We start from the raw sequence: 14,744 nt of genomic DNA, 5'->3' as shown, positions 1-14,744 counted from the left end.
CGGGAGGAATGTCCATGCGCGAACCGACGGTGCGATCGCTGCTTCTGGTCGATTCGAATGCCGATGAACGTCGGCTCGTCTCGACGGTTGCCCAGCGTGCGGACTGGATGGTGGTCGGTGCCGCCGACCTCGAGACCGCGACTGGGCTCCTGCAGGGCCCGCACGGCCGCGAGGTGCGTGCCGCGATCCTGTCGAGCTGGGACAGCGCCACCGGCCCGCGCCTCCTCGAGGCGCTGCGCGAGGAGCGGCCTGACCTGCCCGTCATCGTACTGGCCGACGAAGGCTCGGTCGAACTGGCGGTCGACGCCATGCGCGCGGGTGCCTCCGACTATCTGTCCAAGCCCGTCGCGCCCGAGCGCCTGCTCGAAGCGCTCAACACCCATGCCGACCGCCGGCGCCCCGGCGGCGAACTCGCGCCTTTGTCCGAAAAACTCGACGTCGAGCTGAGCCTCGAGCAACTGGTCGGCGCCGCGCCGCAGTTCCGGTCGGCGCTCGCGGTTGCCGCCAAGGCCGCGCGCAACCGCCTCCCCGTCCTCATCGTCGGCGAACCCGGCACCGGCAAGGAGAGCTTTGCCCGCGCCATCCACCAGGCGAGCCTGCGCGCCCGCGGCCCGCTCGTCCCGCTCGACGCCAAGCTGGTCAGCGAAAAGTCGATCGACAGCGAGTTGTTCGGCCATGTCGCGGGAGCCTTCCCCGGTGCCTTTTCCGAAAAGACCGGGCGCCTGTGCGAGGCCAATGAAGGCACGCTCCTCGTCAAGAATATCGCCCGCCTGCCCGCCGAGACGCAGAATGCGCTCGACCGCACGCTGGCCACCGGCGAGGTGCGCCCCGTCGGCTGCAACGGCTCGTCCAGCGTCGACGTGCGCCTGATCGCCACCTCGAACCGTCCTCTGCCCGCCGACTTCGACACGCGCCTCAAGGACCGCGTGGAAAATACGGTCGTCATCCTGCCGCCGCTGCGCGAACGGTCGAGCGACATCCCCGCCCTCGCCCGTCATTTCCTCGCCCGCATCGCCGAGCAGCCGGGCATGCGCCCGTTGTCGATCGGCAATGACGCGCTCGCGGTGCTGATGCGCTACGGCTGGCCCGGCAATTTGCGCCAGCTCGGCAGCGTCCTGTTCCGCGCCGCGGTCGCCTGCGAGGGCAACAGCCTGACCGCCGACGATTTCCCGCATATCGCCATCCAGTCGCGCTTCACCGGTCGCAAGTCGGACGCGCGCACCGAGTTGTCGAAGGCGAGCAGCGACCAGGCACTCGCGGGCGCCGGTCCCGTCACCATCTTCGATGACGACGGCCATATTCGCACCTTGTCCGACATCGAGGCCGATCTCATCCGCCTCGCCATCGGCCATTATCGCGGGCGCATGACCGAGGTGGCGCGCCGTCTCGGCATCGGTCGCTCGACGCTCTATCGAAAACTTGGCGACCTCGGGATCGACACCGCCGCCTGAGCGCCCTAGCCCTTGAGGCCATGACCCGCATCCTCATCACCGGCGCCGCCTCCGGGATCGGCAAGGCCTGCGCCGCGCATCTTGCCGCCAAGGGCGCGCGGCTTGTCCTCACCGACCTCGAGCCGATCGTGCCGCCCTTGGGCGATCACGTCATACTGCAGGGCGATGTCGCCGATCCCGCCTTCTGGGAGGCCGCCGACCTCGGCGCGCTCGATGGCGCGATCGTGAACGCCGGTGTCGGCACCGCCGCTCCCATCGCCCATCTCTCCTTCGAGGAATGGCGCCGCACGATGGCGGTCAATCTCGATGGCGCCTTCCTGACGCTGAAGGCCGCGCTGGCGGCGATGAACGAGGGCGGCAGCATCGTCACCATGAGCTCGGCCAGCGCGCTCAAGGCCTATGCCCACACCGCCGCCTATGGCACCTCGAAGGCCGCGCTCGTCCATCTCACGAAGATCGCCGCGGTCGAGGCGGCAAAGCGCCGCATTCGCGTCAACGCCATCGCGCCGGGCGGGGTCGATACACCGATCTGGAACCCGATGCTCGATCGGGAAAAGGACCGCGACGAACAGATCGCCGCCATGGGCGCGATGGTCCCGCTCGGCCGTTATGCCCGCCCCGAGGAGATCGCAAAGCAGGTCGCCTTCCTCCTGTCGGACGATGCCGCCACCATCACCGGCAGCGTGCTCACCAGCGACGGCGGCGCGGTCCTCTAGAGCGGCAGCTTCGGGGTCAGCGCCTCGTCCTTGAGGCCGCGCCAGACCTTCAGCGCCTGCACCGTCTCGGGTACGTCATGGACGCGGATGATCTGCGCACCTTGATCGGCGGCCTTGAGCGCGAGCGTGAGGCTCCCCCCAAGCCGCTGGTCCGCCGGTGCCTCGCCCGACAATGCACCGATCATGCGCTTGCGGCTCGCGCCCAGCAGCAGCGGGCAACCGAGGCCGTGGAAAGCCGCGAGGCCATTCATCAGCGCAAGATTGTGCTGCACCGTCTTGCCAAAGCCGATGCCCGGATCGAGGATGATGCGCGAGCGTTCGATCCCGCGCTGCTCCGCCCATTGGATGCGATCCTCAAGCCAGAGCCAGATGTCGACCAGCGGATCGTCGTAGGACGGATTGTCCTGCATCACCTGCGGGTCGCCCTGCGCGTGCATCAGCACGACGGGCACATCCGACGCCGCCGCCACTTCGGCCGAACGCTCGTCCCAGCCCAGCGCCGAGACATCGTTGATCATATGCGCGCCGAGCTGGAGCGCGCGTTCCATCACCCCCGCCTTGCGCGTGTCGACCGACACCGCATTGCCGCCCTTCACGAGCCGCTCGATGACGGGCGCGACGCGTTCGACCTCATCGCCTTCCCAAACGGTACGCGCGCCCGGACGCGTGCTCTCGCCGCCCACGTCGAGGATCGCCGCCCCCGCGGTCGCCATGTCGGCACCGGCAAAGCAGGCGGCATCGACCGTGTCATGCTCGCCGCCGTCCGAAAAACTGTCGGGCGTGACGTTGAGGATGCCCATCACGCGCGGCTGGTCGAGCGGGATCGTCCGCTGCCCGAGCTGCAGCGCCGCACGGGGCCGCGTGATCGCCGCCCATTGCGCCGCCATGTCCTCGTCGAAACGATCTTCCACCCCCTCGACCGGCACCAGTTCACTACCCGTCAGGCGATTGGCATCGTCGAGCTCCAGCAGTTCGACGCTGGCGAACCACAGCATGCCGCCCGCGAGCCGCGCGACCTTGCCGTCATGGCCGAAGGGCGCATCGACGAAACCGGTGGGACGGAGGATGGTGCGCGTCATGGCCTAGCCGAGGGTGGCGATATGGCGCTGGCGCAAGAGATCGATGTCCCGCCATTCGCCGTCCACCTCGATCTTCCAGAAGGTCCAGCCGTTGCACGAGGGCGCGCCCTGCACCGTCTTGCCGACCTGGTGGATGGAGCCGGAGATCTCGCCGCAGGTCAGGCTGCCGTCGAGGCCGACCTTGGCCTGCCAGCGCCCCTTGGCGTCCTGCAGGATGGTGCCCGGCTCGATCATGCCATTTTCGACCAGCTGGCCGAAGGCTACGCGCGGGGCCGAGCGCTTCTCGGCGATCATCGTCATCTGGCTCTCATCCAAGGGCATTTCGCCCTCGATCCGCTTCGTCGCGGCCTCGATATAGTCGCGCTCGCGCTCGAGCCCGATCCAGCGGCGGTTGAGGCGTTTGGCCACCGCGCCGGTCGTGCCGGTGCCGAAGAAGGGATCGAGCACGACATCGCCCGGCTTGGTGCAGGCGAGGAGCACGCGATAGAGCAGCGCCTCGGGTTTCTGCGTCGGATGGACCTTGTCGCCCGCATCGTCCTTTAGCCGCTCGCCCCCCGAGCAGATCGGGATCGACCAGTCGGAGCGCATCTGCAGGTCCTCGTTGAGGGCCTTCATCGCGCGATAGTTGAACTTGTATTTCGACTTTTCGGACTTGGCGCACCACAACAGCGTTTCATGGGCATTGGTGAAGCGCGTGCCGCGGAAATTGGGCATGGGGTTGGTCTTGCGCCAGATGATGTCGTTGAGGATCCAGTAGCCCATGTCCTGCAGGATCGCGCCGCAGCGGAAGATGTTGTGATAGCTGCCGATCACCCAGATCGAGCCGTCGTCCTTGAGGATGCGGCGCGCCTCCGCGAGCCAGTCGCGGGTGAAATCGTCATAGGCCTGGAAACTTTCGAACCGGTCCCATTCATCATCGCAGGCATCGACCTTGCCGCCTTCGGGACGGATGAGGTTGCCGCCAAGCTGCAGGTTATAGGGCGGGTCGGCGAAGATGAGGTCGACCGACTTGTCGGGCATGCGCGCCATCGCGGCGATGCAGTCGCCCTCGACGATCTGGTCGAGCGGCAGCACCTTCTTCGGCGCCCGCTTGCGCTTCACCTGCGCCAGTTCGGGATCGCAGAAGGCCTCGATGGGGGTCAGTTCGTTCATGCCCGGTCCTTTTCACAACGGACCTCGACCCCTGAATCAACCATGATTCGCGGTCAAGATTCGGCGGAGAATCAGGCTTTTAACGCATGGGGCGGTCAAACGGACTCATGAGCGCCTTAACCACAAGATATTGAGTCCGGCGGAATCGCGGGGACTCAACCCCTTGTGGTGTGACTCTAAAGACTCAACCGCCGATTAAATGAGGCAGAGCTGTGCGACCGGCGCGAAACTGCGGCGATGCAGCGGGCTCGGGCCCTTTTTCCGGAGCGCCGCCAGATGCGCCGCGGTGCCATATCCCTTGTGCCGGCCGAAGCCGTAGCCTGGATGCACGATCTCGTAATCGGCCATCATCGCATCGCGCGTTTCCTTGGCGATGATCGAGGCCGCGGCGATGCATTTCTCGCGGGCATCGCCGCCGATGATCGCGCGCGCGCCGGCCCAGCGCCACTCGGCACGCCGCCCTTCGGGGGTGAGATTGCCGTCGATGAGGATCTCGGCCGGATCGCAGCCGAGTGCGGCGCAACACTCCTCCACCGCGCGGGCCATCGCCAGCATGGTGGCGTTGAGGATATTATATTCGTCGATTTCCTCGACCGAGGCGATGCCGACACCCACCTTGCAGCGGGTACGGATGCGCTCGGCCAACACGGCGCGCTTTTCGGCCTTGAGCTTCTTGCTGTCATCAAGACCGCGAATAGGCGTGCCGCACAGGTGCACGGCAGCCGCCACCACGGGTCCCGCAAGCGGCCCCCGACCGGCTTCATCCACCCCGACAATCACTGATCAGCCCCGCGCCACATGCTCCGGAAGGCGCCACATTTCCTCGACGCAATCAAGGTCCATGCGATGAAAGGTGTCCTCGACCGCAGCGCGCATCTTCGCATGATGCTCGGTCGGCGCTTCGAGATAGGGCGCGAAGGCCTTGTCGCGGGTCTCGCGGTCCGGCCACAACGCAAAGGCGCAATAGTGCCCCTTGTCGTTGGTGAAGAGCGACGAGCCGTAACTACCGGCAGGATGCAGCATCTTCGTGATCGCCGCCCAGCCATCGCGAAACTGCTCTTCCATCCCTGCCTTGATCTTCCACTCGAAAAAGGTGGCGATCACGAGGGCATTTCCTCCTGGTCCTCGCCCATCCGCCACGGCGGATAGCGGCGGTTCTCGCCCGCCTTGTAGAGGAACACCGTGTTGCCGGCGGGATCGCGCAGCCGCGCCTCGCGCCACATCCAAGGCTGGGCGCGCGGGCCATGCTCGAAGGGCAGCCCTTCGCGCGCGAGCCGCTCGACACGGGTGTCGAGGTCGTCGCATTCGAAATAGACCGCGAAATTCTCCGCGACCGGCGCGTCGGGATCGCACTGCACCGAGAAGGTCGCGCCCCCGCCCGTTTCGAAGCGGGCGTACTGGTTGTCGGGGCTGTCGACGATCTGGCGAAGGCCGATGCGCCGGTAGAAGTCGACCATCTTGTCATAGTCGGTGCCGGTGACGGTGAGCTGGTTGAGGCGCGGCGCGACGTCGCGGCCGGTGGCGCCCACATCCATGCGAATGCGCGAAATGCCGAGCGGGCCATGCCCCTCGCCGAGGCCCGGCGCCTCGTGCAGGCCCATGCGCACGAACATGCGCGCGCGGTCGATCGCCTCGTTGAGGCCGACACCCCCGCCGACAAAGGCGGCGATGGCGGCCGACAGCGTGCAGCCGGTGCCATGGTCGTGGCGGGTCTCGATGCGCGTGCCCTGCCAGCTGGTGATATTGTCATCCTCGATGAGCGCGTCGGCGAGCGCCTCGCCCTCTTCGTGCCCGCCCGTCAGCAGCACGGGCGAGCCGTGCCTGCCGACCAGCTGGAGCGCACCGGCGATGGGGTCTTCCTCGCCCGTCAGCGTCACCACTTCGGGCATGTTCGGCGTCGACAGGGTGGCGATCTCGAACAGTTCGCCCAATGCCTCGACCGTCGCCTCATCGGCGAGGCGGTCGCCTGCGGTGGCGACGATCACCGGATCGACGATGATCGGGATCTTGCCGTCGAGCTCGCGCAGCCGCTGGGCGATGGCGCGGGTGGTGAAGGCGCTGCCGGTCATGCCGACCTTGATCGCGCTGACGGGGAAATCGGCGAGCACCGCGTCGATCTGGTCGAGCACGGTTTCGGCGGGCACCGGGTGGATGGCGTGGACGCCCATCGTGTTCTGCGCGGTGATCGCGGTGATCGCGGTCGCCGGATGCGCGCCGAGCATCGTGATGGTGCGCACGTCGGCCTGGATCCCTGCCCCGCCGCCGCTATCCGATCCCGCAATCGTCAGGATAACCGGTGTCGCCCTCTGGTTCATGTAACCTCTTTCACCGCCGCGCAAACATGGTCGACCCACTGTTCGACCTTCGCGGCATCTTCCCCCTCGGCCATGACCCGGACGAGCGGTTCGGTGCCCGACTTGCGGATCACCATCCGGCCGTCCGAGGCAAGCGCGGCCTCGGCCTCTTCGATCGCCTGCTTCACGCGCGCATCGGCGAGCGGGTTGCCGCCCGCGTAGCGCACATTTTTCAGGTACTGCGGAATGGTGTCGAACTGGTTAAGCATCTCGGAGGCAGGCTTGTCGGCCGCGACCATCGCGGCGAGCACCTGCAGCCCCGCGACGAGGCCGTCGCCGGTGGTGGCGTGATCGGTCAGGATGATATGCCCCGACTGCTCGCCGCCGACATTGCAGCCGCGCTCCCGCATCGTCTCGAGGACATAGCGGTCGCCGACCTTGGTGCGCAGCAGTTCGAGTCCGTTGGCGCTCATGTGCCGCTCGAGCCCGAGGTTGGACATGACGGTCGCGACCAGCGCATTGCCCTTCAGTTCGCCGCGCTCCTTCTTGTGCAGCGCGATGCAGGCCATCAGCTGGTCGCCGTCGATGATCTTGCCCTTCTCGTCACAGACGATCAGTCGGTCGGCATCGCCGTCGAGCGCGAGCCCGATATCGGCGCCCGATGCGACCACGGTTTCCTGCATCAGCGAGGGCGCGGTCGAGCCGCAATCCTTGTTGATGTTGGTGCCGTCGGGCTTGACGCCCAACGGCACGATCTCGGCGCCGAGCTCCCACAGCGCCAGCGGCGCGGCCTTGTAGGCGGCCCCGTTGGCGCAATCGAGCACGACCTTGAGCCCGTCGAGGCTGCGGCGCTTGGGGAAAGTCGACTTGGCGAAATGGACATAGCGGCCGAGCGCATCGTCGATCCGCTTGGCGCGGCCGATATGGCCGGCATCGACCAGCCCGGGTTCGTCGGTGATCAGCGCCTCAATCGCCAGCTCGTCCTCGTCCGACAGCTTGTAGCCGTCGGGGCCGAACAGCTTGATGCCATTGTCCTCGAAGGGATTGTGGCTGGCCGAGATCATGACGCCCATGTCGGCGCGCATCGAATGGGTCAGCATGGCGACCGCCGGCGTCGGCAGCGGGCCGAGCAGGACGACGTCCATGCCGACCGAGGTGAAGCCCGCGACGAGCGCGCTTTCCACCATATAGCCCGACAGGCGAGTGTCCTTGCCGATCACGACGCGGTGGCGGTGGTCGCCGCGCTGGAAGTGGGCGCCCGCGGCCTGCCCAACCTTGAGCGCCATGCGAGCCGTCATGGGTTCCGCGTTGGTACGCCCGCGAATCCCGTCGGTGCCGAAATACTGTCTGTTCATGGGCGAGCGCCATAGCCACTCGGCCTCCAAGTTGCGAGAGGTGATTGCCTTTTGATGCCCGTCCCCTAGGCTCGGGCCCGAGCACTGCGAAAAGGAGCGTCCATGGAAGCCCTCGCCCGCGCCATCGACGCGATCTCGAGCCTCGTCTTCTACGAGGTCACCATCCTCGGCCAGCCGGTCGGCATCATCGTCATGTGGCTCGCCATCCCGATGGTGCTGACGACCGTCCTGTTCGGTTTCATCAACATCCGCGGCTTCGGACACGCCATCTCGGTCCTGCGCGGCAGGTTCACCGACGAAAAGCATGACGGCGCGCTCACCCCCTTCCAGGCGCTCGCCACCGCGCTGTCGGGCACGGTCGGGCTCGGCAATATCGCGGGCGTCGCCATCGCCATCGCCACCGGCGGCCCCGGCGCGGCCTTCTGGATGTTCGTCATCGGCTGGTTCGCGATGAGCCTCAAGTTCGCCGAAGTCACGCTGGGCCTCCGATATCGCGAGATCGGCCGCGACGGCGAGGTCAATGGCGGGCCGATGTACACGCTCAAGAACGGGCTCGCCGCGCGCGGCCTGCCCAAGCTCGGGCTTGCGCTAGGCGGCCTCTGGGCCTTCTTCGCCATCTTCGGCGGGCTGCCGATGCTGCAGATCAACCAGAGCTACCAGCTCACCGCCGAGGCGTTCGGCGTGGCCGACACGCAGACCAATGCCACCCTCTACGGGCTCGGCATGGCGGTTCTGGTCGGCGTGGTGATCTTCGGCGGCGCGCGCCGGCTCGGGCGCGTCACCGCCGCCATCGTCCCCGCCATGGGGGTGGTCTATTTGTGCGGCGTGCTGGCGATCCTGATCGTCGGCTGGCGCGAGATCCCGGGCGCACTCGGCCTCATCGTCTCCGACGCCTTCACCGGCGAGGCGGCGGCGGGCGGCGCGCTTGGCGCCTTCATCATCGGCATGCGCCGCGCGGTCTTCTCGACCGAGGCGGGCATCGGCTCGGCGGTCATCGCGCACAGCCAGAGCCGTACCGACGAGCCCGTCGCCGAGGGCATGGTCGCGCTGCTCGAACCCTTCATCGACACGGTCGTCATCTGTTCGCTCGGCGCGCTCGCGCTGGTGGTCGCCGGCACGTGGAACGACCCCGGCGCCGAGGGCATCGCCATCACCGCCGCCGCCTTCGCCCAGATCGGGCCGGCGATGCCGTGGCTGCTCACCCTCGCGGTCTTCCTCTTTGCCTATTCCACGCTCTGCGCCTGGGGCTTCTACGGCCTCCAGGCATGGGGCTTCCTGTTCGGCGAGGGGCCGCACAAGGTTTGGATCTTCCGTCTCTTCTACCTCGGCTCGATGCCGGTGGCGGCGATCCTGTCGGTCGATGCGGTGATCGATTTCGTCGACAGCGCCTTCTTCCTGATGGCAGTGCCCAATATCATCGCGCTCTACTGGTTCTGGCCCGAGCTGAAGGCGATGGTCGACGACTACTGGGCGCGCGTCGTCAAAGGAGGCGCCACAGCCCCGTCGGATAGGCACCCAGCCAACCATGAGCCCAGGTGACGAGCAGGAAGATGATCGACCCGCCAATGAGCGCGAAAGCGTCCGGTAACGCAAAGCCCTTGCCGAACGGCAGGTAACTCGTCCGCGCCTGCCAGTCCGCCCAAGCCTCGCCCATGAGCTTGCGCTTCTTCACATCCTGCCCCGCCGCGCCGAGAAGCGCGGTGAAGATGATCGAGGTCGACACCATCCAGCTCGGCAGCGTCGGATTGATCAGCATGTGGCTGACGCCCCACAGCGCGAACCCCCACATCATCGGATGGCGCGTGATCGCATAGACGCCGCTGACCGGCCGCGCGGCAAGTTTCTCGGCGCCGGGCTGGGGCAACGCCGGATTGCCGCGCAGCGAGCCGGCGAACAGCACCATCGCGAACCAGGTCACCAGCGACACCGGCCACCAGAAGGGCAAGGGGTCGAACAGGTGCGGCGCCCCTGACAAGGACTTGTACGCCTCGCTCATGCCCCACAGGCAAAGCAGCGCGATGGCCGAATAGAGCGCCATGAAGCCGCCGCGCCCGAGCCGCCGCACCAGCGGCGCGCGAAAGGGGTGGCTCAGGAGCAAATGCGTGGCGGGAAAGGCCGCCGCCCATAGCGCGAGCGCCACCTCTCCGGTCACCGGCGATAGGCCTTGGGCAGGCTCTCACGCTGGAGGCTGCGATAACGCCGCGCCAGCGCGGTCTGGCGGTTCTCGAGGCTCTGCTCGACCCCGTCGATCCACACGCGTTCGGCATGGCTGGTCAGCTCGAGCGGGTCGCCCGACCAGAGCACGACATCGGCGCGCGCGCCCGGGGCGAGCACGCCGATCTCGCCGTCCATGCCGATCATCGCGGCGGGCTTGGAGGTGACCATCGCGAAGGCCTGCCCCCAGCTCACGCCCTGGTGGCCGGGCAGCTTCGTGAGCGCGACGAGATTGCCCGCCATCTGGCGACCGTTCTGCGCGGCGCGATTGACGAAGTCGTTGATCTGCGCGGCCGAGACATCGACACCTGCCGCGACCATCCGCCCCGCATTGCTCTGCGTCGAGGCAAGGCTCTCGAAGCTGCCGGGACGGTTCTGCGTCGGCTCGACGATCACCGGCACGCCGGCCGCCGCGATGCGGTCGGCGACGAGATGCCCCTCGGCGGCACCGAGCAGGATGAGGTCGAGATTGCGGAACTCGGACTTGAGGCGGAGGAGGTTGACGATGTCGACGGCGCGGTTGGCGACCACCATCATCGGCATGCGCCCCTCGACCACGGGTTTGAGCGCCTCGATGTCGGCTCCCGTCAGCAGGCTGTCGTCGGGCAGGTCGCGATAGGCGCCCTCGCCCATCGCGCGGCGCAGCCCGTCGCGAAGCTCGACCACGCTGCCCGAGCGCGAGCCGCCCGCCAGATAGGCGCCGCTCTCGCCGAGATAGACGAGCTGGAAGGCGCGCGCCTTGGTGACCGGATCATAGTCGGTGGCGGTGTCGATGACCGCACCCTGCCCCGAGAAGATGTGGCTGCCCGGGCTCGGCGCGACGACGGCCCGCGTCACCCCGTCGGCGCGCGCCACCGCGATCGGGCTGGCGGCGGGATTGACGCTCCACGTCACGTCGATCGCGGCCGAGTGCACGCTGTCGCCGATCCCGCTGTCGTCCGAACCGTCCGCCGACAGGTCGACTTCGGCCAGCCCGATGCGGCTGAACGGGGCGACAAGGCCCGGCGACACCCACTTACCCGAGGCATCGAGCATGGTCGCACCGGCAGGCACGCCGACGCTGCCGGCAGACCCGGCGGCAATGATGCGGCCATTGTCGACGATGACGACGCCATTCTCGATCGGCGCCGAGCCGTCACCCAGCGCGACCGTGCCGCCGGTGATGGCGACGGGCTGCGCATTGGCGGCGGTCGAGGCGAGAAGGCTGGCGGCGAGCGCGGTCAGGAGGCGGCGGTTCATTTCACATCTCCCATGCCGGGCTGGCCCAGTTCGAAATCGCTCACCGGACGGCGCGACGGGTCGTTGGCGTCGTAGAGCAATGCACCGTCGACCCACACCTTGGCGGGGCGGGTGTAGACGCTGAAGGGATTGCCGTTCCACAGCACGACATCGGCCATCTTGCCGGGCTCGAGGCTGCCGGTCTGCTCGAAGATGCCGAGGCTCTTGGCCGGATTGGCGCTGAGCCACTGCCACGCCTCGGCCTCCGAAATCTCGATCCCCATGCGCTTGCCCGCGGCCAACGCCTTGGCGGCTTCCTGGTTCAGGCGCTGGATGCCGTCGGCATCGTCCGAATGGACGATCGCACAGGCGCCCGCATTGTGGACATAGGCGACATTCTGCGGGATCGCGTCATAGGCTTCCATCTTGAAGCCGTACCAGTCCGCCCACATCGCCGAGCAGGTGCCCGAGCGGCGCAGCAGGTCGGCGATCTTGTAGCTCTCGACCGCATGCTGGAAACTGGCGACCTCGTAGCCGAACTCCTCGGCCATGGTCAGCATGATCGACATCTCGTCGGCGCGGTAGCAGTGGTTGTGGATGCGGATGTCGCCGTCCAATACGCCGCGCAGCGTGTCGAGCGCGAGGTCGCGGTCGGGCCGGTCGCCCTCGCCCGCCTCATAGTCGTCCCACGCCTTGTCATAGGCCTGCGCCTCGATCCAGCCCGCGCGCGTGTTGGCGATATTGCCCATGCGCGTGCCCGGCCCGCCCTTGTCGCCATAGACGCGCTTGGGGTTCTCGCCGCAGGCCATCTTGAGGCCGTAGGGCGCGCCCGGGAACTTCATTTCCATGACGTTGCGACCCGGCACATTCTTGAGGGTGACCGAACGCCCGCCGAACAAATTGGCGCTGCCCGGCAACACCTGCAAGCTGGTGACGCCGCCATTGGCGAGCGCGCGGCTGAAGCCCGGGTCCTGCGGCCAGACGCTATGCTCGGTCCAGACATAGGCGGTGTTGGGCGAGACCGCCTCGTTGCCGTCCGAATGGCTCGACACGCCGGGGCTGGGATAATTGCCGAGGTGGCTGTGCACGTCGATGATGCCGGGGGTCACGGTCATGCCGGTGCCGTCGACGACCAGCGCGTCACCGCTCGCGGCGCGCATCTCGGCCTCGGTGCCGACGCCGCGGATGATGCCGTCGGCGAACCAGACCGCGCCATTGTCGATGCGCCCGCCGACCCCGTCGAGCACGGTCACGTTGGTGATGATGGTGGGCGCGCCCGGATAGGCCTCGTAGGTCGAGGCATAGGGGTTCTTGTCGAACAGGGTCGGCGCTTCAGCCGTATCGCTGGCGCCCGCGGTCGCGCAGGCGCCCAGCGCCAACATGGTCCCGCACAGGAAGATGGATCGCATGGAAGGGGTCCCCTTAAGTGGCTTCCCCTCCTTGATACGGACGCGTCATGAAAAAGAAAGGGCGGACCTAAGGCCCGCCCTTCCCTGTCATCGAAGATGATCGACGATCAGCCGTGCTGCGGCTTGGTCGTCGGGTGCGTCCCCGCTTCCTGCGGTTCGACACCGGCCGCTGCCTCGCCCTCGAGCGCGGCATCGTCATCCTTGAGCGTGTCGAGGTGCATCAGCTTCTTCACGAAGGGGCTGATGACCATGACCACCACACCGATGCCGACCGCATAGAGGCCGACCGTCTGGTAGACGTCGAGCACGTTCTGCTTGCCCGCAGCCTCGTCGAGGCCTTCGGCACCGGTCGCCGCGGCGATGAGGCCGGCAGCGAAGTTGCCGGTCGCCGAAGCGAAGAACCAGGTGCCCATGACGAGGCTCGCCATGTGCGCAGGGCTCAGGCGGTTCATCGCCGACAGGCCGACAGGCGACAGGCAGAGCTCACCGGTGGTGTGCAGGAGGTAGATGAGGAAGATGAAGATGACCGGCGTCGGCACATCGATCCCGACCGAGCTCGCGCCCCAGACGAGGACGAGGAAGCCGAGACCGACCTGGACGACGGCCATGCCGAACTTCAGCGGGGTCGAGGGTTCCTTGCCGCGACGCGCCAGACCCTGCCAGATCATGGCGAAGATCGGGGCGAGCATCACGATGTAGATCGCGTTGATCGACTGGAACATCGAGGCGTTCACGCCCTGCGTATCGACATGACGGTCGGTGAACAGGTTGAGCGAGCTGCCCGCCTGTTCGAACAGCGCCCAGAAGACGATCGACACGAAGATGAGGAACATCGCCGCGAAGATGCGGTCACGCTCGTCACGCTCGAGGCGCGCCACCGCGATGTAGAGCACGTAGCTGACGAGGCCGAGGCCGAAGATGGCGAGCACCCAGCCGACGAGATCCTGGTACTGGATCGCGAGCCAGCACAGTGCGACCATCGCGAGACCGGCGCCGTAGATACCCAGTTCCTTGCCGCCCTTGAGCGCTTCGGGATTCTTCGGTTCGCCCTGGCCGAGCAGCAGCGGCTTGCCGAGGACGAAGAAGATCGTGCCGACGAGCATGCCGATACCGGCAAGACCGAAGCCATATTCCCAACCATAGGTCTGGCCGAGGAAGCCGCAGATGATCGACGCCGTCGCCGCACCCACGTTAATCCCCATGTAGAAGATCGTGTAGGCACCGTCGCGACGTTCGTCCGTGCGCGGATAGAGCTGGCCGACGAGCACCGAGATGTTCGCCTTGAGGAAGCCCGAGCCGACGATGATAAGCGCAAGAGCGAGCCAGAAAATGTTGATGGTCGGATCGTCCTGTCCGCCCGTGCCTTCGAAGGCCATGAAGAAGTGGCCGAAGGTCAGGAGGATGGCACCGAACAGCACCGCCTTGCGCTGGCCGAGGTAACGGTCGGCCAGATAGCCGCCGACGACCGGCGCGATATAAACGAGCGCGGTATAGGCGCCGTAGATGACCGAAGCTTCGCTATCGGTGAACAGCCAGTGCTGCACCAGATAGAAGATCAGGAGGGCGCGCATCCCGTAATAGGAGAAGCGTTCCCACATTTCCGCGAGGAAGAGCAGGAACAGCCCCTTGGGGTGCCCGATGACTTCCGGCTGCGGACGGGTGACGATGAAGAGACCGCCGAGGAGGAAGGCCCCCAAGGCGAGTACGGCGGCCCAGAAGGCCCACATCTCGAAGGCGCTGTCGAACGCCAATCCAAGCATTTCCACGAATGTTTCTCCCTGATGGAGGACGGACGCCCTCCCCCGGGCGCCGCAAAACTGTAAAGAGGGCGCACACTAACTGAGAATTGTCGCCTG

13 protein-coding genes are annotated in these 14,744 nt (G+C 67.0%); 3 read left to right on the top strand and 10 right to left on the bottom strand.

The genetic code is table 11. The features are described 5' to 3' along the window. Positions 1–14: 14 nt before the first annotated feature. A complete protein-coding gene (locus NUW81_RS00155) occupies positions 15–1,451 on the top strand; it encodes a sigma-54-dependent transcriptional regulator (protein WP_245113866.1) in 1,437 nt (478 codons plus the stop codon). 20 nt (positions 1,452–1,471) lie between these two features. Further along, positions 1,472–2,167 carry an SDR family NAD(P)-dependent oxidoreductase gene (locus NUW81_RS00150; RefSeq protein ID WP_245113863.1) on the top strand — a complete coding sequence of 232 codons (696 nt, stop codon included), beginning with the start codon at positions 1,472–1,474 and terminating at the stop codon, positions 2,165–2,167. Here the strand turns inward: NUW81_RS00150 and folP are convergent. The 6 genes from folP to glmM form a co-directional block, all read right to left on the bottom strand. Continuing rightward, the gene (gene folP, locus NUW81_RS00145; protein ID WP_245113860.1) at positions 2,164–3,246 is read right to left on the bottom strand and encodes a dihydropteroate synthase; all 1,083 of its coding nucleotides are present in this window, start codon (positions 3,244–3,246) and stop codon (positions 2,164–2,166) included. The two genes, NUW81_RS00150 and folP, sit on opposite strands and share 4 nt — an antisense overlap. A 3-nt stretch (positions 3,247–3,249) precedes the next feature. Continuing rightward, the gene (locus NUW81_RS00140; protein WP_280639005.1) at positions 3,250–4,398 is read right to left on the bottom strand and encodes a site-specific DNA-methyltransferase; all 1,149 of its coding nucleotides are present in this window, start codon (positions 4,396–4,398) and stop codon (positions 3,250–3,252) included. 195 nt (positions 4,399–4,593) lie between these two features. Further along, positions 4,594–5,178 carry a ribonuclease HII gene (gene rnhB, locus NUW81_RS00135; protein WP_260508511.1) on the bottom strand — a complete coding sequence of 195 codons (585 nt, stop codon included), beginning with the start codon at positions 5,176–5,178 and terminating at the stop codon, positions 4,594–4,596. A 3-nt stretch (positions 5,179–5,181) separates the two neighbouring features. Beyond that, the gene (locus NUW81_RS00130) at positions 5,182–5,502 is read right to left on the bottom strand and encodes a hypothetical protein (RefSeq protein ID WP_245113858.1); all 321 of its coding nucleotides are present in this window, start codon (positions 5,500–5,502) and stop codon (positions 5,182–5,184) included. Then, positions 5,499–6,713, bottom strand: coding sequence for a bifunctional hydroxymethylpyrimidine kinase/phosphomethylpyrimidine kinase (gene thiD, locus NUW81_RS00125; protein ID WP_245113857.1), 1,215 nt, complete (start codon positions 6,711–6,713; stop codon positions 5,499–5,501). Before thiD ends, NUW81_RS00130 begins: the two co-directional genes overlap by 4 nt. Further along, positions 6,710–8,047, bottom strand: coding sequence for a phosphoglucosamine mutase (gene glmM, locus NUW81_RS00120; protein ID WP_245113856.1), 1,338 nt, complete (start codon positions 8,045–8,047; stop codon positions 6,710–6,712). The genes thiD and glmM overlap by 4 nt, the downstream gene beginning before the upstream one ends. 102 nt (positions 8,048–8,149) lie before the next feature. Here glmM and NUW81_RS00115 point away from each other — a divergent pair, with 102 nt between their 5' ends. Further along, positions 8,150–9,586, top strand: coding sequence for an alanine/glycine:cation symporter family protein (locus NUW81_RS00115; RefSeq protein WP_245113855.1), 1,437 nt, complete (start codon positions 8,150–8,152; stop codon positions 9,584–9,586). Here the strand turns inward: NUW81_RS00115 and NUW81_RS00110 are convergent. From NUW81_RS00110 to NUW81_RS00095, 4 genes are all read right to left on the bottom strand, one after another. Continuing rightward, positions 9,528–10,199 carry an NnrU family protein gene (locus NUW81_RS00110; RefSeq protein WP_245113853.1) on the bottom strand — a complete coding sequence of 224 codons (672 nt, stop codon included), beginning with the start codon at positions 10,197–10,199 and terminating at the stop codon, positions 9,528–9,530. The two genes, NUW81_RS00115 and NUW81_RS00110, sit on opposite strands and share 59 nt — an antisense overlap. Continuing rightward, entirely contained in the window at positions 10,196–11,500 is a 1,305-nt protein-coding gene (locus tag NUW81_RS00105) for an amidohydrolase family protein (RefSeq protein WP_245113851.1), read from the bottom strand. The genes NUW81_RS00110 and NUW81_RS00105 overlap by 4 nt, the downstream gene beginning before the upstream one ends. Further along, positions 11,497–12,888, bottom strand: coding sequence for an amidohydrolase (locus NUW81_RS00100; RefSeq protein ID WP_245113849.1), 1,392 nt, complete (start codon positions 12,886–12,888; stop codon positions 11,497–11,499). Before NUW81_RS00100 ends, NUW81_RS00105 begins: the two co-directional genes overlap by 4 nt. Before the next feature lie 107 nt (positions 12,889–12,995). After that, positions 12,996–14,648, bottom strand: coding sequence for a peptide MFS transporter (locus tag NUW81_RS00095; RefSeq protein WP_245113943.1), 1,653 nt, complete (start codon positions 14,646–14,648; stop codon positions 12,996–12,998). Positions 14,649–14,744: the final 96 nt, after the last annotated feature.

It is taken from the genome of Sphingomicrobium aestuariivivum (genome assembly GCF_024721585.1).
Classification (GTDB): domain Bacteria; phylum Pseudomonadota; class Alphaproteobacteria; order Sphingomonadales; family Sphingomonadaceae; genus Sphingomicrobium; species Sphingomicrobium aestuariivivum.
Note: the sequence above shows the minus strand (reverse complement) of the source record. Positions and strands in the feature narration are given on the sequence as shown.

Excerpts from the sequence above, each read along its gene's own strand:
- thiD (WP_245113857.1), bottom strand. The coding sequence starts at position 6,713 with ATGAACCAGAGGGCGACACCGGTTATCCTGACGATTGCGGGATCGGAT.
- folP (WP_245113860.1), bottom strand. The coding sequence starts at position 3,246 with ATGACGCGCACCATCCTCCGTCCCACCGGTTTCGTCGATGCGCCCTTC.
- NUW81_RS00150 (WP_245113863.1), top strand. The coding sequence starts at position 1,472 with ATGACCCGCATCCTCATCACCGGCGCCGCCTCCGGGATCGGCAAGGCC.
- NUW81_RS00095 (WP_245113943.1), bottom strand. The coding sequence starts at position 14,648 with ATGCTTGGATTGGCGTTCGACAGCGCCTTCGAGATGTGGGCCTTCTGG.
- glmM (WP_245113856.1), bottom strand. The coding sequence starts at position 8,047 with ATGAACAGACAGTATTTCGGCACCGACGGGATTCGCGGGCGTACCAAC.
- NUW81_RS00140 (WP_280639005.1), bottom strand. The coding sequence starts at position 4,398 with ATGAACGAACTGACCCCCATCGAGGCCTTCTGCGATCCCGAACTGGCG.
- NUW81_RS00100 (WP_245113849.1), bottom strand. The coding sequence starts at position 12,888 with ATGCGATCCATCTTCCTGTGCGGGACCATGTTGGCGCTGGGCGCCTGC.
- NUW81_RS00105 (WP_245113851.1), bottom strand. The coding sequence starts at position 11,500 with ATGAACCGCCGCCTCCTGACCGCGCTCGCCGCCAGCCTTCTCGCCTCG.
- NUW81_RS00115 (WP_245113855.1), top strand. The coding sequence starts at position 8,150 with ATGGAAGCCCTCGCCCGCGCCATCGACGCGATCTCGAGCCTCGTCTTC.
- NUW81_RS00155 (WP_245113866.1), top strand. The coding sequence starts at position 15 with ATGCGCGAACCGACGGTGCGATCGCTGCTTCTGGTCGATTCGAATGCC.